We start from the raw sequence: 22,535 nt of genomic DNA, 5'->3' as shown, positions 1-22,535 counted from the left end.
GAATCCCAGTTTAATTTTTATATTAAGCATGATACTATGTTATTAAACGCAGTTTCTGCTCTAGATCTATATAGCACATCAGAAACAAGATCAAATCAAAAATCTTCTGGTCTAAATTACCAAAAAACTAGTAAGGAACTTATGAGCCAAGATGAAATAACTGTGATGGATGGTGGTAAGTGTATATACCAACTAAGAGGAGCAAGACCTTTCTTATCTGATAAATTTGATATTACAAAGCATAAGAATTACAAGTTATTGGAAGATTATGATAAGAGAAACTTATTTGATGTGGAAGAGTAATTTAAAGCAAAAAGGTAGGGCTTAATTAAATGGAAATACAGTGATTACAAGATTGTAATATTTACTATTATAACTACACGGACGAGGGTATATTTAATATAATATAGCTATAAAAGTTAGAATTTATGAAGGTGTTTATGATAAAGTTTTTAAATAATATAAGGAGTCCAGAAAATTTAATATCGACTAATAGAAAAACTATAAATACCATAGCTATTTTGTTTCTCGGAATAGCTTTGGGAACTTTTTCAAAATTTATGGACTTTCATCAAGCTGAACTTCCAAGTATTCTTATGGCGATAGATGGAGCATTAGATATTACTAATTTTCTTGGGCGTTTCGCAATCTGGGTATTGATTGCACTATGTATTTCTATTTATAGCAATTCAGCTATAAGAGCAAGCATTAATGTTTTTACATTTTTTATTGGTATGGTTACAAGTTACTATTTGTATTCATACTATATTGCAGGATTTTTCCCAAGAAATTATGCAATGATTTGGTTTGGGTTTACAGCCGTTTCTCCATTATTGGCTTTTGTATGCTGGTATGCAAAGGGGAAAAGTAAATTGGCATTTATACTATCGGTGCTGATTTTGGCAATATTGTTCAATATGTGTTTTGTATATGGATATTGGTATTTTAGTTCAAGGTCTGTTTTGGAAGTGATAGTCTTTATTACTGGAGCTATGGTTTTGAAGAGAGAGACATTGAGGGATTTTGTTCTGATGGTAACAATTAGTATAATACTTGCATTCTTTTTGAATATCGTTATTCCATTCCATTTTGGATAAATCCCAGTTTGTAGAGCCAAATAATTAAATAGAAATCAAGAGATGATAGATAATTAAACTCTATCGTCTTTTTTTATACTCAAAATTTGGAGGGTATGATGCTGAGGATAAAATTCTATATTAAGGCAAATAAAAAGCTTAAAAACAGACTATAAAACTAAATCTAATAAGAAAAACCATAGCAAAGGTGCAGATAGATAAATATCGGCAGTCTTCGGACTACCTTTATTTTTTTATATGTATACAGGTTGTATAATGACGTAAGTGTTAGTGTAAGTGTTGACACAATTTTTATGTATCAATATTTGTCCACTCTTATAGGGATAAATGCTGACAGTCTTCGGATTACTAGAGGATAAACCCGATTAATTAGTGAGCTAGTCGACACTATAAGTAAATTAATACATGGACTTAGAGTTTTTTGTAATTAAATTCTTATTATTCAATTTTCATATTATTCAAGTTTCATACTACCGTTTAAATTTTGTAGGTTCTATAATAAATCGTGTTGGTAGAAGTAAAAGATATTTCTTTGAAAACGATTTGACAAATAGTCATTTTATATATCTTATTTACATTTTTAATAAGTGAAAACGAATTTATATTAATATGAAATTGTTGTTTTTAAAAATAATATATGATATCATAAAAATGATACATTGTAAAGAAAAAGCAAGATTAAAAAATGAGGAAGAAAAAGTTTGATTTTGGTACCATTAACAAATATGTGTAATCTTAGTTGTGAATGTTGTTTTCTGACTCATGCAAATATGAATTAAATGGGGAAAAACTCTTACAATTTTTATACAAATAATATTCAAAATCAGATAACAAAGAAAACACTGTGATGATATGAATAAATTAATGGAAACAAGTATAAAAAATTTTATAAGATAATTGGAGGAATAATGAGTAAAACTGCTGTACTAATTTATGATTCTTTTTGCAACTTTGAAATAAGCGTTGCACTTGAAATTTTAGCACTTAATAATAGAGAAATTGTTGTATTTGCAAAGGATACTGAAGTTGTAATAAGTGAAGAAGGTCTAAAAATATTGCCTGATAAATCTATTTATGATATAGACCTTGCTGAATTTGATAGTTTATTACTGCCAGGCGCAGCAGATATAGAAGCTGCTGTAAAAGATCAAGAAATAATAGAATTTATAAAAAATTTTAAGGGAAAAATAATTGGAGCTATATCAATTGCTCCAATTTTGCTAGTTAAAGCAAGCATACTAAATGGAAAATCATTTATGGCTGGAGTAAACAAAGAAGATCTTTTAGAAGAAGGATTTTTAGAAGCTGAATTAGTTAAGATGAAAGACTGGAATGATTGTATAGAAAATCCTATAGAAGATGGATATATTTTAGAAGATAAAATTATCACTTCAGTCTCCTATAATTTTGTAAAGTTTGGACTACAGTTTGCAAAAATGTTAGGAATAGAAATTTCTCCAAAAAGTTTTGGAATTTAAAGTAATTATAGAAGTGGTTATTGGATTAACTATGAAGACAATAAAAATAAAAAAATAAAAGACCTTTATAATAAAGAGTAGACGGTATTAGTATGAATCAAACGATGAAAACAAATATGGAAAATTTTAAAAAGACAAAAAATATATATCTTACAATGATGTCTTTATATGGATTTGCAGATAAACTTTATGGTAGTATATATATTGCATTTATGCGTTCTGCAAATTTATCTATGTTTCAAATATCTAATTTGTTCAGTATTGAACAAATTTTATTAGCAATATTTGATTATCCTACTGGTACTATTTCAGATAAAATAGGTAGAAAAAAATAGCATCTTATGGCTTTATAACATGGGGAATCAGTTTACTAATATTTGCTTATTCTAAACACTATACTTATTTTCTAATTTCAATGATTTTAATGGCATTAGGACTAGCGCTTATTTCTGGAGCACCAGGTGCTTGGCTTGTAGATCATATGATACAAGATGGTGTTTATGAAGAAAGAACTAAGATTTTCCCTCAAATACAAACTATAATTAGTTTATTTGCAGTAATAGCATCTATTTTTTCATATTTTTTTATAGATGTTTCTAATAGTTTGCCTATTATAGTTGCTGGACTAATTTCTATCTTTACAGGTTTTTACTCATACTTTGCTGGAGAAGATAATTATGGAAACAGTAAGCATCCTAGTTTACTAAAGACATTAAATGAAAATTTGAAAGCTTTTCTTAAAGATAAGAGAATGATCTTGTTAACAATAAAAAAATTATTGTCCTATGTTTCCTTTGTAGTTTTTGTGCTTTATTGGCAAATATATGTTACAGAGATAATAGAATTAGAAGCAAAGTTTTTACCGATATTTCTTATTCTGTTTATGTTTTCTTTGACTGCTGGAAATTATCTGTCTTCGAGAATTGCAAACAAGTTAGAGAATTATTATGTATCTATCGTTGGACTTATAGTAAGTGCTGTAGGTTTTGCATTATTAATTATTGGGGATAATTTAGTAACATTTATCATAGGATCTATTCTTATTGAAGTTGGATTTGGAATAGAACAAGCTATGACACCTACATGGACTATGGAATATATTAAAAGTGAAGTCAGAGCATCATATAGTTCGATATTTAGTACGATACAATCCATTTTTGGATTCTTTATAATAAATTTGATAGGATTTTTCTTTGAATTGGCAGGACTAAATATTGTGTGGCTTCTTGGAATTGTAGTTATTTTTCTTGAAATTGGAATTGTTCTATTATTCGTTAAAAAATATAAATCAACAAGGTGTTAAAAGTTTAATGGATAAATATCGTGTAATTGAAAATAATAAGTACGATCCAACTCTTGAACTTGCTTTTAAATTAGCAACAGTTCTTGAGACCACTGTAGATGAATTATTCATTTATGAATAAAAATATTGAGTAAAATTTTCTTAAAGTGCCTATGATTTTAGGCACTTTTTCTATATCTGACTTTAGGAGATGATAATATAATATTTTTAACAAAACATTCAATTCAAGATACAAATAATAGGACGGGGAGATGACATCTTCATCGTCTTTTTTTATTACAAGAAAGGAAATTAGTATGAAAAAATTAGATCAAATAAGACAAGAGTCAAAAGAAATAAAAGATAAAATTGACGATACAGAAGAAAGATTAAGGCAACTAAAAAATCAAGAAAAGAAGATATTAAAACAAGACATAGTGAAAAGAAGAAAAGAAAGAACTCATAGGCTAATAACAAGAGGAGCAATCTTAGAAAGCCTTATAGAAAATGCAGAAGAACTAACAGATGAAGAAATAAAAATCCTACTAGAAGATGCAACAAAGACAAAAGAATTTAAAGAAACACTAAAAATAATGAGAGAAAATTAGGAAAAATATAATAATTAAATCTCCCTTAGATTTTCTAAGGGCGCAATTATACACCCTAAAGGGTGCTTGCGTCCTGCGGAGCCAAACCCTTGCAGGGAGCAACAACCATTCGCTTTTTAAAAGTCAAGGGTAAATAAACTCGCTAACGCTCGCCCTTGACTTTTAAAATTTGAAATGAAAGTAACAATTAAGCCGACATACTGAAACAACAAAAATTAATTCAGTAGTCGGCTTTTTTAATTTTATCATTTCAAAACGCTCATTCACAAAATGGATATAGAAAATCTTCTAAGCCTCCACCTAAAACAACAAGAAAGAAAGGAAGTGATAAAAAATGGCAGATAGTTTTCATTTTTCAGTAAACATAATATCAAGAGGAAAAGGCAAAAGTGCAGTAGCAAGTGCAGCATATATAAGTGGAGAAAAAATAAAAAATGAATGGGACGGAGTAACCCATGACTACATCAAGAAACAAGGAGTAATTAGCAAAGAAATATTTTTACCAGATCACGCACCAAAAGAATATAAAGACCGAAAAACTTTGTGGAACTCGGTAGAACTATTTGAGAAAAACTCTAATGCCCAACTTGCAAGAAACTTTATTATATCTTTACCAAAAGAATTAAGCATAGAAGAAAATAAAAAGATGATAGAAGAATATGTACAAAACAATTTTGTAAAAGAGGGGATGATAGTAGACCTAGCAATTCATGATGAAAGTAGAGAGGGAAATCAAAACATTCATGCTCATATAATGACCATAGTAAGACCAATAAATGAAGATGGAATATGGGGGCAAAAAAGTAAAAAAGAATATATCCTAGATGAAAAAGGTGAAAAGATTTTAAACAAAAATGGAAAACCAAAGACAAGAAAAGTAGAACTAACAACCTGGAACGATAAAGGCAATGTAGAAAAATGGAGAGAAAATTTTTCAGACCTTTGTAACAAATATTTAGAAAGAGCAGGAGCAGAAAAAAGAGTAGACCATAGGAGTTTTAAAAGACAAGGCATAAAACAAATACCAACAATACATTTAGGAGCAAGTGCTAGTGCAATGGAAAGAAAAGGAATAAGGACAGAAAAAGGAGATATAAATCGTGAAATAAAAAAACAAAATGAACTATTAAAAAACATAGGCAATGAAATAAAGAAAATAACATCTTGGTTAGCAGGCTTCAAAGATAAGCTAAAAGAATCATACAAGGAATATAAAGACCAAAGTAAAAAGCAAATCGAAAATGAATCAGGACTCTTTAACCTCTATGAATATTTAAGCTTTTATCAAGAAATGCAAGAAAATAATAGAGCTGGATTATCATTTTATGGGAAAAGAAACAAAGCAATCTATGATCTAAAAAGATATGCAAGTGGAATAAATTATCTAAGAGAAAACAAAATAAAAACCATATCAGACCTACAAGGGCATATAAATACCATAAGAAGTAAAAACTCTGAAATATATAAGACCATAAAAGAAAACAGTCAAAAGATAGAAGACCTTAATAAGTGTTTAGCCTATGCAAAGACTATAAGAAAAACAAAAGCAACCTACCAAGAATATGAAAGCAAGAAAATATTCAAAGAAAGCTTCTACAAGAACAATCAAAAGGAAATAGACCAACATATAAGGGCAAGAACCTTAATTGAAAAAATCAGTGGAAAGAAAAATTTAAGAGAAAGAGAATGGTTAGGAGAAATTAAAAACTTAGAAGATGAAATTAGCAAATTAAATACAGAGTCAGAAAAGATCAGGGAAAGATACAAGGAAATAAATCATATCAAATATGCAGTAGAAGTAGTCAATGAAGAATATGGTATTGACCTATCAATAGAAATTGACAAGGCGATTAAGAGAGGAGAAAAAGAAAGTATCATAGAAAATATAAAAGAGTATAAGCAAGATAGTGATAGCTTTAATAAAAAAAGACAAATAACTAAAGACTATTACAAAAATCAAGAAAGATAAGACCTGGTAAAAATATCTTATCCAAGCTATAATATGACCAAGAAAATAAAGGCAGATATAGGAGGTAATAGAGATGAATAAAAGGCAAGAGCTAATAGATAAACTCATAAAAGCAGATCAAGATGGAACATACAAAACATATAAAAGCACAGAAGAAATAAAAGCAATGAACAATGAGGAAATACAGATTATATATTCCAACATGAAAAACTATCTATCAGACAAAAGAACACACACAAACTACTAAAGGTGGAAAAGCAAAATAAGAGCAGAAAAACAAGAAAAGGTACAAATACCTAAGTAAGCTATAAAAACATCAAAATAAAGCATTCCACCACCAAGAACAATAAAATAAAAACAAGCAAAGGGAAGTATAGAAAAATTAAAGCCTATACTTCCCTTTTTTAATTCAAACAAAGGAGATAAAACATGATAAACGAAGAAATAAGCAAAGAAGCAGGTCAAGCAGCACAAACCATAATATTATACACAATAAAGGCAGCAAAAGAGTCAATCAACTTAGACAAAGAAATAAGAAAAAAGATGAATGAAACTTTAGAAAAAGCAAACGGAAGCCTCAAAAGTCTTATGGGCGATGAAATGAAAATAAAAGACTTATATAAAAAAGGACAACTAGAAAATATAAGCATAGATCAAAGCAATCTCAAAGACTTAAAAAAAGTACTAAACAAACTTGGAGTAAGTTTCTCAGTAATGAAAAACAAAGAAAGCCAAAACTATGAGGTATTCTTCCAAGCTAAAGATATAAAAGTAATGGAATATGCCTTTAAGCAAGTCATAGCCAAAGAAATTAAAAAAGAAAAAGAAAGTATCCTAAAACAAATAAAGAAATACAAAGACCTATCCAAGAACAAGGATAAGACAAAAGAGAAAGTCAAAAGGAAAGTAAAAGAAAAAGTAAAACCAAGTAAAAAAGATATGACCAGAGAAATCTAAGGGAGTAACGAAAAGTTACACCCTTAAATAACTATAAAACAAGACTTCCGAAAATCGGAAATCAAGAATTTCGATTATCGAAAATCTTAAATACAATGGATATAAAATTGAATAACATAATATTTGTGATATAATTAAAACAATTAAGAGGTCAAAGAGGTGCTTGTATGAATAACAAAAATAGCATAGATAGAGTCTATGATGATGTTTTTAATAGCATAAAAACATTGATGGATAATGCAGCTGACCTTGTAAAAGCCCCTTAGGTGTTTGAATTTATAATATAATTAGAGTTTATCTGGAGGTTATTAATGGATTATAAGGAAATAGACGCTTCACAAATTGATCTTTTGTGGGAACTGCAAAAGCAGTATAAAGCAGAAATAGGAGAGGATATACCAAATGATATATCCAAGAAACGTCTAAAAGATGCAATAAGCAAAGGAAAAATATTATTTTTCGGAGCATGGGAAGGTAGTTCATTGGTGGGCTGCTGTTCAATCACAGTTGGGTTTTCAACTTTTGATTATATGCCAAGTGGAATATTTGAAGATTTTTTCATATGTCCAGACTTTCGTCATAAAGGAATAGCACGTCAGCTTGTGCAATTTGCATATAGTTCAAGTGCTATAAGTTCAATGACCGTTGGTTGTGCACAATGTGATATACAAATGTATCAATCACTTGGATTTTCAGTTCAGATTGGGAACCTGTTTGCATTTGAACCAAATAGAAAAGGTTATTAAAAAATATAAGGAAAAATAAAATATAAATTATAAGGAGAAGTAGAGAAAAAATCTACTTCTTTTTTTTATTGCAAGGAGGATTAGAATGGCAATAAACAAAAGATATTATTGGATAAAATTAAAAGAAGAATTTTTCACAGACAAAAGGATAAAAAGACTAAGGAGAATATCTGGAGGAGATACCTACACGATAATCTACCTAAAACTTCTACTACTAAGCCTAAAAGATGAGGGCAAACTCTATTATGATGGAGTAGAAAGTGATTTTATAAAAGAGTTAGCACTAACCATAGATGAAACAGACGATGATGTAATGGTTACAGTTAATTATTTAATCAATCAAGGCTTATTAGAAGTTGTAACAGAAAATGATGAATACTATTTAACTGAATTACCAAACTTAATAGGATCAGAAACAGCTTCTACAAGGCGTTCAAGAAAGTCTAGAGAATTAAAAATGTTGCAATGCAACACCAATGCAACACATAAGCAACAAAAGTGCAACGGAGAGATAGAGATAGAGAAAGATATAGAGATAGATAAAGAGAGAGAGGGAGAGATAGAAAAAGATAAAAAGTCCACCCCCCATTTTTTATGGAGAATTCAAAAATGTAAGGTTAAGCAAAGAAGAATATAAGAACCTTAAAGAAAAATTAAACTCACACACAGAAATAATGATAAATAAACTATCAAGATACATGAAAAGTAGTGGCAAGACCTATCAAAACCACTATGCGACAATCTTAAAATGGTATGAAGAAGATAAAGAAAAACTAAGACATCAAGGTGGAAATAAAAAAATGAACTATGATGTAGGAGAATCTTTATAGATAAAAAGAGGTGGAAAGGCACTATTAAAGACTTTAAGTCTAAAAAGGTATCAAAGTATGCCAGAGATAATAAAAATGTAAATATGACACTTAAAAGGAGATTAGAAAATTAAAAAAATGCTAGAAGACTTTTAGATGACTATTACCAAGGGGTCTAATTTTCACTGTTACTTATGCAGTGAGAATTGGACCTCTTTACATAAGCAAATTCTATTTCAAAATTGGTTACCAAGAAAGGCTTCTTTTCACTGTTAAGTATAAGAGGGTAATTTTAAACATTTTTGTTTCATCAAGATAAATATTTTCTGATGGACAAATTTTAAAAAGATTAATAACTCTCGATAAATTTAGAACCTTAACAATTGAATAGACCAAGACAAGACGTTAATTATTTTTGGAGCGTAATAACCTAGCCGCCAAGATCTTTCTGCTGAATAATCGGTAAAACAAGTACTGCTAAGCTAAAAGCAAGGGAAGAAGAAAGGGAGCGATAAGTAAGAGTTTGAATATAGGGAGGGATACCCTATCCGCTATGAAGAAAATGAGGATAATGATACTTCTAAGGTTGAAGCCGGCTCATCCGGAATAGAGGCGGAGGTGAGATTCCTATGTTGCTAATCCAAAGCACTTGTCAATGTCAAAAAACTTTAAAATTAATATTTTTAAAATACTATTTGGAGGATTTATGATTAATGAAAATATAAAAGGAGTTCGTGTTTGTGAAAAAGCATTTCTAACATTAAAAGAAGCATCTGAATACTTCAATATTGGTCAAGATAAAGTTAGACAATTAACTGATGAAGATGATTGCAATTTCGTATTATTTAATGGTAGTAAGCGTCTTATTAAGAAAAAGTTAATGGAAGAATATTTAAATAGACAATTTTCTATTTAGAGATGAAATTGAATAAAGAGCACGCATAATGTGGTATAATAATTATAGCGTGTTCTTTTATCAAAAAAGGAGAATTTTTATGGTAAAAAGACGCAAAGATAGTAAAGGGGTTGTTTTAAAAGACGGTGAATATCAAAGGTCAAATGGCACTTATGAATTTAAGTGGCAAGATAAAATAGGTCGTAGAAAATCTATCTATGCGAAAACTCTAAAAGAATTAAGAGAAAAGGAATTAGATATTTTACGCAATACTATAGATGGAATCAACAACGAAGGAAGTAGCTTGTCTGTAAATGATACTTTTAAGTTATGGACAAAGGTAAAAAGAGGTTTAAAGGATAATACCTTTAAAAATTACATCTATATGTATCAACAATTTGTCGAACCAACTTTTGGTCGTATAAAACTATCTGATATTAAAAGATCTGATGTTAGAAGTTTTTATAACAGATTAAAGGAAGACCAGGGATTGATGGTTTCTACCATAGATTGTGTTCATACTGTCTTACATCAAGTATTAGAATTAGCAGTGGATGACGAATATATAAGGTTTAATCCATCTGACAATGCTTTAAAGGAATTGAAAGTAGCTTATCGAAACGAATCTCCGAAGAAAAAAGCCATGACAATAGAAGAACAGGTGCTATTTGAAGAATATTTATCTAATTGTGACGAATATAAAAAATGGTATCCAATATTCATTGTTATGCTTTGGACAGGTATGAGAGTTGGAGAAGTTACAGGATTGCAATGGGACGATCTAGATTTTGATAATGGTCTTATAAATGTAAATAGGACTTTGGTATATTATAGTAAAGGTAAAGGATTAAACAATAGATATGCTATTAATACACCGAAGACAGCATCAGGTAAGCGAAGTATTCCTATGGTTCAAAAAGTAAAAGATGCTTTTCTTATGGAAAGAGAGTTACAAAAGACTTTTGGAATCGAGTGTTGTGATTCAATCGATGGATTTAAAGACTTTGTATTTTTAAATAGATTCGGAAAGGTTCACAATAATGGAACGCTTAATAAAGCTTTAAGAAGAATTGTTAGGGATTGCAATTTAAGCATAATGGATAATAACAAATCTAAATCTGAAGATATTTTATTAGTTCCACATTTAAGCAACCACATTTTTAGACACACCTTTACTACAAGGCTTAACGAACAAAATATAAATACAAAAGCAATGCAGTCTATTCTAGGTCATTCTGATATTAGTACAACAATGGATATATATGTAGATGCTACAGAAGACTTTAAAATAGAACAGATGGAAGAATTTGAAAAAGCGATGGAATTTATATTTTAGAATTTACGACAGCTTACGACAAATTTACGACAATTTGCTAGAAATCTATGGGCACTTATAGAGAGTTAGCAAATTGTCGTAAATGGAGAAGTACCATAAAATAGACTTTTATAGAGATTTAGACAATTATCTAAGGTAGAGGGGATTTTCCCAACAATGAAGCCAATTGGTGAAGAAAAAAAAGCAAGTGAAATTAAAGCAGCTCCTATTGAAGAAGCAGCAGAAGATTATGATTTTACAAATGTGGTTGTTGAAGATTTATTTGAAGATCAAGTAGACTTTGAAACATTTTCAAAATCAGATTTCAGGGCTGTAAAAGTTTTGGACTGCAAAGAAGTTCCAAAATCCAAAAAATTATTAGAATTCACCCTTGATGATGGAAGTGGAAAAAATAGGACAATATTATCAGGAATAAAGGCCTATTATAGCGCTGAAGAATTAGTAGGAAAAACTCTTCTTGCCATTACAAATCTTCCACCAAGAAAAATGATGGGAATAAATTCATGTGGAATGATTTTATCAGCAATCCACGAAAAAGACGGAGAAGAGAAATTAAATCTAATAATATTAAAAAATAATATCCCAGCAGGGGCAAAAATTTATTAAAATATAAGAAGCGGGAAACTGATTCTCAGAGCGTAAACAAAGTCTAATTATAAAAAATTATTAGTAATTAGAATTAAATTAATTACTGACCCATCTCGACTAAGTGAGTGAAATGAACGCACGGAGAGATCTCATGAGATTTCTCGACTCATTTCGTTCGCTTGAAATGGAAGAAATTTTAGTTTGTCAACAGCCTAAGAAGCGGGAAACTGCTTCTTTTTTTGTGCAAAATTTTTGAAAAATCGTACCATAATAGAAAGAAAGGATGATTTATGATTAAAAATATAATTTTTGACCTTGATGGAACTATTTCTAAATCTGCTCCTGGAATTTTAAATGCTTTTGAATATGCCTTGGAAAAAATGGAAAAATCTTATTCTAGGGATGATTTGTATAAGTATATTGGTCCTCCTTTGAGAGATTCTTTTGTAAAGGAGTTGGGAGAGGACTTGGCAGATCAAGGAGTAGATTTTTATAGGGACTATTATTTTAAAAAAGGACTTTTTGAAACTGAAATTTATGATGGAATTAAAGATTTGATAGAAAATTTAAATTCAAAAGGCTATAAAATATTTCTTGCTACAAGTAAGGGTGAAAAATCTTCTGAAAAAATTTTAGATTATTTTGGAATTTTGGATTATTTTTCCTATGTTTCTGGATCAGAAAATAATAAAAATACTAAGAAAAAAGTTATTAACCATCTTTTAAAAGAAAATAATTTAAAAACTTGTGAGTCTATAATGATAGGTGATAGGTCCTATGATATTGAAGCGGCAAATGAGCTTGATATAAAGACTATAGGAGTGACCTATGGTTATGGGAAAAAAGAAGAATTTGAAAAAGCTAGTTTTATAGCAAATTCTCCTTATGAAATTATAAATATTATAGAAAAATTATAGTAAGAATCTTGGACTGTTGCAAAGTGATTAATTTATATTTTTGCAACAGCCTTATTTTTTTATGATATTTCTTAGACCTTCTCCTACTATTGGAATTACTGAAATATTGAAAGGAGTGTCAATGTTAGAAAAAGAATTTTTTAAAAAGGATACTATAAGTATTGCCAAAGATTTACTTGGAAAAATTATAGTTAGAAAAATTGATAAGGAAGTAATGAAGGCGAAAATTGTTGAAACCGAGGCATATCTTGGAATTAATGATAGGGCTTGTCATACTTTTAATAACAATAAAACCGAAAGAAATAAAATTTTATATATGGATTGTGGGACTTTGTATGTTTACCAAACATATGGGATTCATTTTTTATTAAATATTTCAAGTGTCGGGGAAAATATTCCTGAGGGAGTTTTGATAAGGGCAGTTGAGCCGATTAGAAATTTGGATATGTTTAGTAAAAATAGGTTTGATGAAGTTTACGAAAATTTGTCAACTTATCAAAAAAAGAACCTAACAAATGGCCCTGCAAAACTGACCAAGGCTTTACAAATTGATAAGTCCTTTAACGGGAAAAATATTTTTGGGAAAAATCTTTATCTTGAAGATTCAAATTATGATTTTGAAATATCAACCGACAGAAGGGTTGGGATTGATTATGCAAAAGAGGCAAGAGATTATCCCTATAGATTTTTTATCAAAAACAATCAATTTGTATCAAAAAACATCCAAGAATAAAATTAATCATATAATTGACTAAATTTGATATCATTAAGGATTTTTGATAAGAACTTTAAAATAATAATATATTCAATAGGTTTTGTTTATGATTATTAAATTATAAAACGCGTAACCACCGAAATGCCATGACATTTTGTTCATGACTTTTTGGGAGATTACTTTATGATTTTACTTATGAAAGTAAAAGGAGACTTTATGTTAGAAAATAACTTTAAAAATAATGAGGGTTTATTAGAAATCGGAGGAGTAAGTGTAGAAAAACTTGCTCAAAAATACAAAACCCCACTTTATATATATGATCAAAAACTTTTAAAAGATACGGCAAAGTGTTTTGTAGAAAATTTCAAATCAGAAAAATTTGAAACTGAAATTACCTATGCTACCAAGGCCTTTTCAAATCTTTATATTTTGGGACTTTTAAATGAATACAAAATTGCTTTTGATTGCGTATCAAAAGAAGAAATTTTTGTAGCATTAGAAGCTGGGGTCAAATCTAAAAATATCCACTTTCATGGAAATAACAAGACAAAAGATGAACTGATTTATGCAATTGACAAGGATATAAGCCTAATAATTATAGACTCCGAAGATGAATACATTTTATTAAAAGAAATTTTACAAGAAAAAAACAAAAAAATTGATTGTTTAATAAGAATTAATCCTGATGTAAAAACCGAAACCCACAAATATATCCAAACCTCAAATGCCGATTCAAAATTCGGCTTAAATATTAGAGATGAAAATACTGAAAAAATTATTGGAAAAATCATTGAAGATGAAAACATCAATCTTTTAGGTTTTCATGCCCATATTGGAAGTCAGGTAAAAAATTTGGATTTTTTCAAGGAAGAAGCAAAAATTATGGCAGACTTTACAAAAAATATCCAAGAAAAATTTAAGGTGAAATTTTCACATTTAAATTTGGGAGGTGGGTTTGGAACTAAAGAAAATATAGAGGACCAAGACCTTGATTTGGAAATTTTCCTCAAAGATTTAATTGTTTTTATGGAAGATTTGTTTGAAAAAAATAGGCTTTCAATCAAAAATCTTTCTATAGAACCAGGAAGGTCTTTAATTTCAAAAGCAGGATCAATTCTTTATAGGATTGGGTCACAGAAAAAAACTTTGGAAGGTTATCCTTTGATTTTTGTTGATGGGGGAATGACAGATAATATCAGACCAAGCCTATACGGAGCAAAATATTCTGCCATTATTGCAAATAAACTTGATGAGAAAAGTAATTTTACTTACAGGATAGGCGGAAAACTTTGCGAATCGGGAGATGTTTTGATAGAAAAAGTAAATCTTCCAAAGGCTAAAAGGAATGATTTACTCTTAGTTCCATATGCTGGTGCCTATACATTTTCCATGAGTTCAAATTATAATAAATTGCCTAAACCAGCTGTAGTTTTTGTAGAAGACGGGAAAGATTATTGTGCAGTAAAAAGGCAGAGTTTAGAAGATTTGATAAAAAGAGATTTAAAATATAGAAATGGAGAAGAATCAATAAAAAAATTCATATAAAAATGGATCTTTAGTTTTAAAAATAAATTATAAAATAAAATTGGCGCGATATTTTATCAATACTGAAAAACAAAATATAATTAAATAAATTAGGCGAAATCTATTATATACTTCATAAGTATGATATAATGTAGTCAAATAAATATAAAGACAATAATATAATAGAAGGAGGAATAAATGAACAAAAAAAAGGATATTATAGCTTTAGCCTTATCTGTTTCATTTGTAATAGGAGGCGCAAGTCTTTCCCACGCTGATGAAATAAATCCAGATACTACAAGCTATATAAGTGAAAATCAACCAAGAGAAACTGACCCATCAGTTCAAAATCTTGGAAATGATGATAAAAATATTACAGAAGTAAAAAATGATTCTGAAGCAAAAGAAGATGAAAATCTTCTACTATCAGAAGAAAAAACACCTGAGATTCAACAAGCTGCTGGTACTGCAAGTCAAGAAGCAACTGGTACAAACTATGCTGAAGATGAAGCTAAAATCAAAGACTTTGACGATTCTGAACGCTACCGTTCTACTCAAATGGAACAAGGAAAAGGCCCATTAAATGAGTCCTCTGATCCTTCTATGGACTTTAAGGATGGATTTCGCTATGATACCCTAGAACCAGGTGCAGATAGTCCTGATAAGAAAAAATGGGGTGTAGAGATTGAATTCGACAAGGAAAAGGGCCAAAGAACCTATACTGATTTCACCTTTACCAATTCAGGCCTCTTGGGAGGAGTACTTGATACTGATAATATATCTGCCAATGATGTAGGGGATGGGATTTCAGATAATGGTGATTATAAAGATCCTAACTATAAGGCTACTTCAGAGATAGAAATCACAGCTAGTAGGCAACAAAGAAACTTAAATCTTAATGCCACTGAAGAGGATCTAAAGCATATAAACAGCATAGATACTAACAATACAACCATGGCATGGGAAGGAAAGTATAAAAAAGATAATACTAATACACCTAGAGCTACTCAAGGGACTAGTGCTGTCTTTTCTTTTACTGTAAACCCATGGCCAAATGAAAATGACTCCCTTGAATTAATGAAGCTTAACGGAGAGTACAAAGAAAAAGTCTTTGTCCAAGGGCAAGAGTTTGATACTGGAATTAAAATTGATAATATCGATGACAATGCTAGAGAAAGGCTTGTAGGTCAAGTCTACCATCCAACTACAGGAGAAATTGTCCCAGGAGCTAAGGCGTATATTAAAAATGGAACTATTCACATTAAAATGCCTAAGGGTGCCCTTAAAAAAGATCCAACTGGTCTAAAGTATGTAGTAGATGATGAATCAATTTTCTCTACAGATGCCTATAAGGGTTTGCAGAATTTAGACGTTAAATTCTTCGCTCGTCCAAGGACGGCAGATGAATTTAGAGCAATTGTTGAGAATAATGGTGGATATGGATATTATACAGAAACTGGTGCCGGCACAGAGACAATCAACCACGAGGGCAAAGATGTTGTAATCGATAAGCAAGGTATCGACCGCTACGACCACTACAACCTTATCGGCGGATTTAAATTAAATCTAGATGACACCAGATACTATACTCAAAAATTTATAGATGGTAATAATGAAGAAACTGATGATCATAAGTTCTCTAGAGTATTTCCAGGCGATGATTTTGAAGTAAAGATTAATAATCCGGGTCCCGAAGAAACGGATAAAACTCGTAAAACCGGGTCGGAAATGAATGATGCCTATGAGGCTGGACAAGCATCAGGTAAATTAAATGATGAATTCTTAGAAGTCGCAAACAGACAGATAGCCGAAAACTTAGGCGTAGACTATGATGAATTCATTTCAAATGATGAATATAAGGACAATCGATGGAGCATTGATGGATCAGCTGACAATATATCTCATTTTAAAATCCATGCGCCTAAAAATGCCAAGGCAGGAGATTTCTTAGCTGTCCCTGTTGAATACACTTATACTAACGGGTCTACGGACACACACTGGTTCCATTTTGTTGTTCAAGAAACAAACAATAATAGACCAGAGTATTTGGCAGAAGTAGGACCTCAAGGAAATACCTTAGTTAATAATCCTATTGTTCCAAAAAAAGAACAAGACTTAAAGAAAAACCAACCGGAATCCTACGAACTTATTGGAAATACTTTTAAGGACAACAAAGGAAATGTTTGGAATGTATCTATTGACCAAACAACAGGTGCTGTAACAGCAACACTTCCTCTTGGTAAGGAAATAAACGGTGGGGAAAAACTAACTGTTCCTGTTAAGGTAAAATATACTGACCAGACTACTGGAGAGAAAAGAACTGAAGAGATTAAAGCTCAGTTTATTGCTACAAAGCAACACAAGACTCAAACTAGTGAAAAATTAACATCTGAAATTCCTTTTGAAACTAAAGTCGAATACGATCCAAATCTTCCTGAAGGATATTTCCAAGAATTCCAAAAAGGTCAAAATGGAGAGCTAACTACAACATTCATCCAAGATACATTAAATGGGAAAAAGGGTCTTTTCCAAACTGATGGTACTTTTGTTGAAGGCGATAGAAAAATAGAAGCAACTGTTACAAGAGAAGCGACACCAAGAATTATAAAAATTGGTACAATGCCAACCTCAACTACAGTTGAAATTCCATTTGATACGGAATATGAAGTAGATAACACATTGGCAGCAGGAGAAACTAAAGTTGTAAACGAAGGTGAGAAAGGCGAAGTAACCATCACCACATCAAGGGAAGAAGATGGTACGGTAAAAATAAATAAAGAAACGACCAAAGAAGCTAAAAACAAGAAAATAAAAATCGGAACAAAGACTCAAGGCGAAATTGTCGATACAGACAAGATTCCATTTAAATACAAGGTAGAGTTTGATCCTGACTTCTACAAAAATTATCCGGATGCTACTGAAAACTATAAGATTGTAACTCCAGGAAAAGAAGGAGAAAATACAAAAACTTGGACGATTGTCAATTCAGAAAAAGTAGGAGAGCCAAAAGTTGAAATTACTGAACCGATTGATGCTGTGATCAAAGTAGGTCAAAAAGATTACAATGGTACCGTTACAAATACAGTTACAAAAGAAATCCCATATACTGTAAAGGTAGTAAAAAATCCGGAACTAGAAGCTGGAAAATCTAATGTAAAACAAAAGGGTGTAGCCGGTTCAAGAACTTACGAATACACTGGTGAGATTTTAAATGGAAACTTAAAAGAAGGATCTACATTTACAGAAAAAGAACTCACTGATAAGTACGTTGAGCCAAAAGAAGAGATTATAGAAATTGGTACAAAACCAGCTGAAAATAGTAAAACTATTAATAGTGATGTTGAAGTAGATGTTAATATTATTTATGATTCATCAGTAGATAAGGGAGTAGTAAACATAGGAGATCTCAAACCTGGAACCGTAACAACTGTAGTTAAGAATGAATATGATCCAGAAACAGGAGAAATCAAAACTACAGAAGAGACTGTTGTTACAAAACCATCTAGGACTGTAGTTATTGGTACAAAAGATTTTTCATCTAGTTATACTGAAGTAGACAATAAAATAACTCCTTATAAAACTGAAATACAATTTGATGACACTAAGAAAGAAGGAGAACAAGAAATTGTCCAAACTGGTGTAGATGGTGTAGTGACAACCGAAACTGAGGTAACCATAGTAAATGGAGTACCTACAAAAGGTGAGCCAAAAGTAACATATTCTCATGAAGTTCAAAACCAAATTATCAAAGTCGGCACAATGACTGAAGGTAAGCACTCACACGAAGAAAAAATTCCGTTTAAGTATGAAATCGAATATGATTCTAACTTAAAAGCTGGAGAGTATGTAGTAGATGTTGAGGGCAAAGAAGGTTCAAGAACTACTGAATGGACTATAAAAAATTCTGAAGTAGTTGAAGGTTCTGCAAGTGTAACTAAAGAAGAAAAGGCAACTAATGCAAAAATAAGAGTTGGAAATAAAGACTTTGTTGGCAATATCAGCCACGAAGTTACAGAAGAAATTCCTTATGATGTAAAAATCGTTGAAGATCCAGATATGATAGCTGGTACTAGTGAAGTTGTGACACAAGGTGCTGCAGGTTCTAAGACAACAAAGTACACCCAAGCAATCAAAAACGGCGAAAAAGATGGAGATCTTCAATCTGAAGTTACTGCTGAAACAAAACCTACCCAACAAGTTATTAAAGTTGGTACAAAACCGGCTGAAAATAATAAAGACTACTCAAAAGAAGTAGGTGTAAAGGTTGAATATGTATATGATTCAAGTCTAAAGATGGGTGTCTTCAAAGACGGTGGACTAACACCTGGTAAGGTTGAGACAAAGATCGTCAACAAATACGATCCAGCAACAGGGAAAATAACAACTATTGAAGAAGAAGTTGTTACAGAAGCAGTTCAAAAGATTATAGTAGGTACACAAGACTTTACTGGAAAATATCCATATGAGAGCACAACAGAAATTCCGTTTAAAGTCGTAATTAAGGAAGATCCAAATCTTGCTAAGGGACAAAGTCGTGTAGAACAAGAAGGAAAGGCTGGGTCCAAGACAACTTACTATGAAATAGCTATTAAAAATGGAGAAAAAGTCGGGGATCCTGTTAAAATTAAGGAAGTTGAAAATGATCAACCTCTAGACCACATTATCTATGTCGGCACTGCAGTTGCAAAAAGCTCAACAGTAGAGACTGTGGAAAAAGATATACCATACGAAACTAAGATAATTTATGACGATACACTTCATGCCGGAAGCCAAGTTGTAGATAAAGAAGGTAAAATTGGTAAGGAAAAAGTAACAGTTACAACTAATATAACTGATGGTAATGGAGAAACTTCTAAAACAACTGAAACAATTACTGCAAAAGAAGATAGAGAAGTAAGAATTGGTGTTAAACCAGTTGAAAAGACAGTTGAACTTGGAAACAACACTGAGTACAAACACAACCCAGACCTAAAAGCTGGCGAAGAAAAAGTCATCGAAGAAGGTTCTAAGGGATCTGTAAAATACACAACTACTTTCAACAAAGAAACTGGTAAGCTTGAAGTAAATGAAGAAAGAGTTGAACCAAAGAACAAGATTGTTGAATATGGTTCCAAGACAGATGGTGAATTCACTTATGAAAGTGAACAAGCTTTTGATACTAAAATAATAGAAGATCCTAATCTTGAAGCTGGAAAAACTGTAGTAGATCAAGAAGGTGTAACAGGAAGAACCAAGACAACTGTTAAGATAGAAAACAGTAAAAAAGTTTCTGAAAACCCTGAAATTCTTGTAGAGAAAAAAGATAAAATAGTAAGAGTAGGAACAAAAAATGTTTGTGAAATTCCTCCAGTAAAACCAACTGAAGGTGAAACTACTAAAACTATAGAAAGAGAAATTCCTTACGAAACTAAGGTAATCTATGATGATACTTTAGAATCTGGAACTCAAAAGGTTGAAAACGAAGGAAAAGCTGGTAAGGAAGAAGTTACTATCACTCAAAAGGTTAAGGATTCTAAACCAGTTGGAGACCCAACAGAAACTACTAAGACTATCACTGAAAAAGAAGATAGGATAGTTAGAATTGGTGTTAAACCTGTTGTTAAGAAAACTGAACTTGGTAATGATACTGAATACAGACACAACCCAGAACTTAAAGAAGGCGAAGAAAAAGTAATCCAAGAAGGTTCTAAGGGATATGTAAAATATACAACTACTTTCAACAAGGAAACTGGTAAACTTGAAGTTATTGAAGAAAGAGTTGAACCAAAGAATAAAGTTGTAGAATATGGTTCTAAAACTGATGGCGAATTCACTTACGAAAGTGAAAAAGCTTATGATATTATCATAAGAGAAAATCCAAATCTTGAAGCTGGAAAGACTAATGTTATCCAAGAAGGTATTGTAGGTAAAACTGAAACTACTGTTAAGATTGAAAACAGTAAGGAAGTTTCTAGGGATACAAAGACAATAACTGAAAAACAAGATAAGATTATAGAAATCGGAAGTAAAAATGTCTGTGAAATCCCACCTGTAAATCCAGAAGATCCAAAACAACCAGGCGAGGATGATCCAAAAGATCCAGAAGATCCAGGCGAAGATGATCCGAAAGATCCAGAAAACCCAGGTGAGGACGATCCAGAAGATCCAGAAAAACCAGGTGAAGATGATCCGAAAGATCCAGAAAAACCAGGCGAAGATGATCCGAAAGATCCAGAACAACCAGGTGAAGATGATCCAAAAGATCCAGAACAACCAGGCGAGGAAGATCCAAAAGATCCAGAACAACCAGGTGAAGACAATCCAAAAGATCCAGAAAAGCCAGGCGAAGACAATCCGAAAGATTCAAAAAAACCAGATGAATCTAAAAAACCATCAAGAAAATCGGAGAAAATAAAACCAGTAATTAATAAAGAAAATACTAACAAAAACCCAAAAACTGGAATAACAAGTTTATCAACAGTTCTATCAAGTCTAGGACTTTCATTGGGTGCTTTAGGATTTTCAAATAAAAGAAAGAAAAAATAAATAAAAACAATAAAAAAATGTTAGACTAAAAATCTAACATTTTTTTATGGGTCTGTAAATAGTTTTGTGTATCAACCTAAATCCTGATTTGATATATACCCTCTTTATTGGACATCCCAGTAAGGAGGGATTTTTTATTGCTTATCAAAATAAGTCCAGCTGAGGGAATTTTCTAAAATTTCAAAATTGATTTCCTTGCTTTTAAAAATTTCCCCGTCAATATTTGCTAAAATATTTTCTTTTGATTTTATTTTTCCTTTTTTAATTTTTATTTCATCTAAATATTTTGAATTTTCTAACAAACCAAATTTGTACCTTATAATTAATGATGGTAACAATAAACTTGGTAATTTTTTTGCGTAGACTAAATTTAAAATTCCATCATCTATTTTTGCGCTTGGAGCTGGAGTAAATCCTGAACCGTAATATCCACCATTACATATTGCAGCTAATAAAAATTCATCTTCAAATTTTATATTTTTATTATCTTTATCTAAAATTTCAAAGGATAAATCCTTGTATGATAAATATTTCATTGCCTTAAAAACTCCAAGTATATATGCTTTTTTTCCTAAATTTGGATTTTTATTCAAATATTCGTAGGCTTTTTCTAAAACCACCGTATCAAATCCAAGCGATAAAACATTTATCCCTACCTTATCATTGACTTTGATGAGGTCTATTTTTTCATCTCTTAAATTTAATAATGATTCGATTTTGAAATTTTTGTAGGAGAAGTTTTTTGAAAAATCGTTGCCTGTTCCCATGGGAATTAGACCAAGACTTGTATTTTCCAAATCTTTTTGATAAATTACATTACAAATTTCATTTAAGGATCCGTCGCCGCCACCTACAATAATTGTCTTCTTTAAATCTTTATATTTTTCAATAAAGTTGCTTGCAGCGTCTATTGCGTGATTTTGGTAGGTTGTTTTTATTATTTCTATATTTTCTTCTAAATTTTTTTTCTTATATATTTTTTCTATATCTTTTTTGCTAATATCGAATTCAGTTTTTCCTGCCTTAGACGATAATATAAATAAAATTTTTCTCATAATTTTTTCCTTGTAAATTATTATATCATGAATA

Annotated in this window: 18 protein-coding genes and 2 pseudogenes; 19 read left to right on the top strand and 1 reads right to left on the bottom strand. The window is 30.8% G+C overall.

Features of this window, described 5'->3' with window-relative positions:
- Positions 1–60: 60 nt before the first annotated feature.
- The 19 genes and pseudogenes from BN3265_RS06250 to BN3265_RS06165 form a co-directional block, all read left to right on the top strand.
- Positions 61–300: pseudogene (locus tag BN3265_RS06250) on the top strand (VirD4-like conjugal transfer protein, CD1115 family); the annotation flags it as partial.
- 140 nt (positions 301–440) lie between these two features.
- Positions 441–1,097 (top strand): hypothetical protein, encoded by a 657-nt coding sequence (locus BN3265_RS06245; protein WP_058990679.1) that lies wholly within the window; start codon positions 441–443, stop codon positions 1,095–1,097.
- 908 nt (positions 1,098–2,005) lie between these two features.
- Positions 2,006–2,575 (top strand): DJ-1/PfpI family protein, encoded by a 570-nt coding sequence (locus tag BN3265_RS06240; RefSeq protein WP_058990678.1) that lies wholly within the window; start codon positions 2,006–2,008, stop codon positions 2,573–2,575.
- Positions 2,576–2,667: 92 nt separating this feature from the next.
- Positions 2,668–2,910 (top strand): hypothetical protein, encoded by a 243-nt coding sequence (locus tag BN3265_RS09600; protein WP_058990677.1) that lies wholly within the window; start codon positions 2,668–2,670, stop codon positions 2,908–2,910.
- Positions 2,907–3,878 carry an MFS transporter gene (locus BN3265_RS06230; RefSeq protein ID WP_209436030.1) on the top strand — a complete coding sequence of 324 codons (972 nt, stop codon included), beginning with the start codon at positions 2,907–2,909 and terminating at the stop codon, positions 3,876–3,878. Before BN3265_RS09600 ends, BN3265_RS06230 begins: the two co-directional genes overlap by 4 nt.
- 7 nt (positions 3,879–3,885) lie before the next feature.
- Positions 3,886–3,999: a helix-turn-helix transcriptional regulator gene (locus tag BN3265_RS09780; protein ID WP_342411871.1), complete on the top strand. Its 114-nt coding sequence runs from the start codon at positions 3,886–3,888 to the stop codon at positions 3,997–3,999.
- A gap of 175 nt (positions 4,000–4,174) precedes the next feature.
- Positions 4,175–4,465, top strand: a complete 291-nt coding sequence (locus BN3265_RS06225; protein ID WP_058991301.1) for a DUF3847 domain-containing protein — start codon at positions 4,175–4,177, stop codon at positions 4,463–4,465.
- Between the two features lie 334 nt (positions 4,466–4,799).
- The gene (mobQ, locus tag BN3265_RS06220; RefSeq protein WP_058990675.1) at positions 4,800–6,434 is read left to right on the top strand and encodes a MobQ family relaxase; all 1,635 of its coding nucleotides are present in this window, start codon (positions 4,800–4,802) and stop codon (positions 6,432–6,434) included.
- 73 nt (positions 6,435–6,507) lie between these two features.
- Positions 6,508–6,681: a hypothetical protein gene (locus BN3265_RS09565; protein ID WP_058990674.1), complete on the top strand. Its 174-nt coding sequence runs from the start codon at positions 6,508–6,510 to the stop codon at positions 6,679–6,681.
- A gap of 182 nt (positions 6,682–6,863) precedes the next feature.
- Positions 6,864–7,391, top strand: a complete 528-nt coding sequence (locus BN3265_RS06210) for a PcfB family protein (protein WP_058990673.1) — start codon at positions 6,864–6,866, stop codon at positions 7,389–7,391.
- A gap of 311 nt (positions 7,392–7,702) precedes the next feature.
- Positions 7,703–8,137, top strand: coding sequence for a GNAT family N-acetyltransferase (locus BN3265_RS06205; RefSeq protein WP_058990672.1), 435 nt, complete (start codon positions 7,703–7,705; stop codon positions 8,135–8,137).
- 85 nt (positions 8,138–8,222) lie between these two features.
- Positions 8,223–8,967 (top strand): annotated as a pseudogene (locus tag BN3265_RS06200) (phage replisome organizer N-terminal domain-containing protein).
- 685 nt (positions 8,968–9,652) lie between these two features.
- Positions 9,653–9,862 (top strand): excisionase, encoded by a 210-nt coding sequence (locus tag BN3265_RS06195; RefSeq protein ID WP_005398206.1) that lies wholly within the window; start codon positions 9,653–9,655, stop codon positions 9,860–9,862.
- 79 nt (positions 9,863–9,941) lie between these two features.
- Positions 9,942–11,177: a tyrosine-type recombinase/integrase gene (locus tag BN3265_RS06190; RefSeq protein ID WP_058990670.1), complete on the top strand. Its 1,236-nt coding sequence runs from the start codon at positions 9,942–9,944 to the stop codon at positions 11,175–11,177.
- Between the two features lie 156 nt (positions 11,178–11,333).
- A complete protein-coding gene (locus tag BN3265_RS06185) occupies positions 11,334–11,783 on the top strand; it encodes a methionine--tRNA ligase (protein ID WP_058990669.1) in 450 nt (149 codons plus the stop codon).
- Between the two features lie 272 nt (positions 11,784–12,055).
- A complete protein-coding gene (locus BN3265_RS06180; protein WP_058990668.1) occupies positions 12,056–12,682 on the top strand; it encodes an HAD-IA family hydrolase in 627 nt (208 codons plus the stop codon).
- A 121-nt stretch (positions 12,683–12,803) separates the two neighbouring features.
- Positions 12,804–13,415 carry a DNA-3-methyladenine glycosylase gene (locus BN3265_RS06175; protein WP_058990667.1) on the top strand — a complete coding sequence of 204 codons (612 nt, stop codon included), beginning with the start codon at positions 12,804–12,806 and terminating at the stop codon, positions 13,413–13,415.
- A 198-nt stretch (positions 13,416–13,613) separates the two neighbouring features.
- Complete coding sequence (gene lysA, locus BN3265_RS06170) at positions 13,614–14,942, top strand: diaminopimelate decarboxylase (RefSeq protein WP_058990666.1); 1,329 nt, start codon at positions 13,614–13,616, stop codon at positions 14,940–14,942.
- Between the two features lie 177 nt (positions 14,943–15,119).
- Positions 15,120–21,446 (top strand): G5 domain-containing protein, encoded by a 6,327-nt coding sequence (locus tag BN3265_RS06165; protein ID WP_082664103.1) that lies wholly within the window; start codon positions 15,120–15,122, stop codon positions 21,444–21,446.
- Between the two features lie 134 nt (positions 21,447–21,580).
- Here the strand turns inward: BN3265_RS06165 and BN3265_RS06160 are convergent, their stop codons facing one another.
- Entirely contained in the window at positions 21,581–22,501 is a 921-nt protein-coding gene (locus BN3265_RS06160) for a diacylglycerol/lipid kinase family protein (RefSeq protein ID WP_058990665.1), read from the bottom strand.
- Positions 22,502–22,535 lie beyond the last annotated feature (34 nt).

It is taken from the genome of Anaerococcus rubeinfantis (genome assembly GCF_001487145.1).
Classification (GTDB): domain Bacteria; phylum Bacillota; class Clostridia; order Tissierellales; family Peptoniphilaceae; genus Anaerococcus; species Anaerococcus rubeinfantis.
Note: the sequence above shows the minus strand (reverse complement) of the source record. Positions and strands in the feature narration are given on the sequence as shown.

Coding starts and splice junctions, on each gene's coding strand:
- BN3265_RS06245 (WP_058990679.1), top strand. CDS start 441: ATGATAAAGTTTTTAAATAATATAAGGAGTCCAGAAAATTTAATATCG.
- BN3265_RS06240 (WP_058990678.1), top strand. CDS start 2,006: ATGAGTAAAACTGCTGTACTAATTTATGATTCTTTTTGCAACTTTGAA.
- BN3265_RS09600 (WP_058990677.1), top strand. CDS start 2,668: ATGAATCAAACGATGAAAACAAATATGGAAAATTTTAAAAAGACAAAA.
- BN3265_RS09780 (WP_342411871.1), top strand. CDS start 3,886: ATGGATAAATATCGTGTAATTGAAAATAATAAGTACGATCCAACTCTT.
- BN3265_RS06225 (WP_058991301.1), top strand. CDS start 4,175: ATGAAAAAATTAGATCAAATAAGACAAGAGTCAAAAGAAATAAAAGAT.
- mobQ (WP_058990675.1), top strand. CDS start 4,800: ATGGCAGATAGTTTTCATTTTTCAGTAAACATAATATCAAGAGGAAAA.
- BN3265_RS09565 (WP_058990674.1), top strand. CDS start 6,508: ATGAATAAAAGGCAAGAGCTAATAGATAAACTCATAAAAGCAGATCAA.
- BN3265_RS06210 (WP_058990673.1), top strand. CDS start 6,864: ATGATAAACGAAGAAATAAGCAAAGAAGCAGGTCAAGCAGCACAAACC.
- BN3265_RS06205 (WP_058990672.1), top strand. CDS start 7,703: ATGGATTATAAGGAAATAGACGCTTCACAAATTGATCTTTTGTGGGAA.
- BN3265_RS06195 (WP_005398206.1), top strand. CDS start 9,653: ATGATTAATGAAAATATAAAAGGAGTTCGTGTTTGTGAAAAAGCATTT.
- BN3265_RS06190 (WP_058990670.1), top strand. CDS start 9,942: ATGGTAAAAAGACGCAAAGATAGTAAAGGGGTTGTTTTAAAAGACGGT.
- BN3265_RS06185 (WP_058990669.1), top strand. CDS start 11,334: ATGAAGCCAATTGGTGAAGAAAAAAAAGCAAGTGAAATTAAAGCAGCT.
- BN3265_RS06180 (WP_058990668.1), top strand. CDS start 12,056: ATGATTAAAAATATAATTTTTGACCTTGATGGAACTATTTCTAAATCT.
- BN3265_RS06175 (WP_058990667.1), top strand. CDS start 12,804: ATGTTAGAAAAAGAATTTTTTAAAAAGGATACTATAAGTATTGCCAAA.
- lysA (WP_058990666.1), top strand. CDS start 13,614: ATGTTAGAAAATAACTTTAAAAATAATGAGGGTTTATTAGAAATCGGA.
- BN3265_RS06165 (WP_082664103.1), top strand. CDS start 15,120: ATGAACAAAAAAAAGGATATTATAGCTTTAGCCTTATCTGTTTCATTT.
- BN3265_RS06160 (WP_058990665.1), bottom strand. CDS start 22,501: ATGAGAAAAATTTTATTTATATTATCGTCTAAGGCAGGAAAAACTGAA.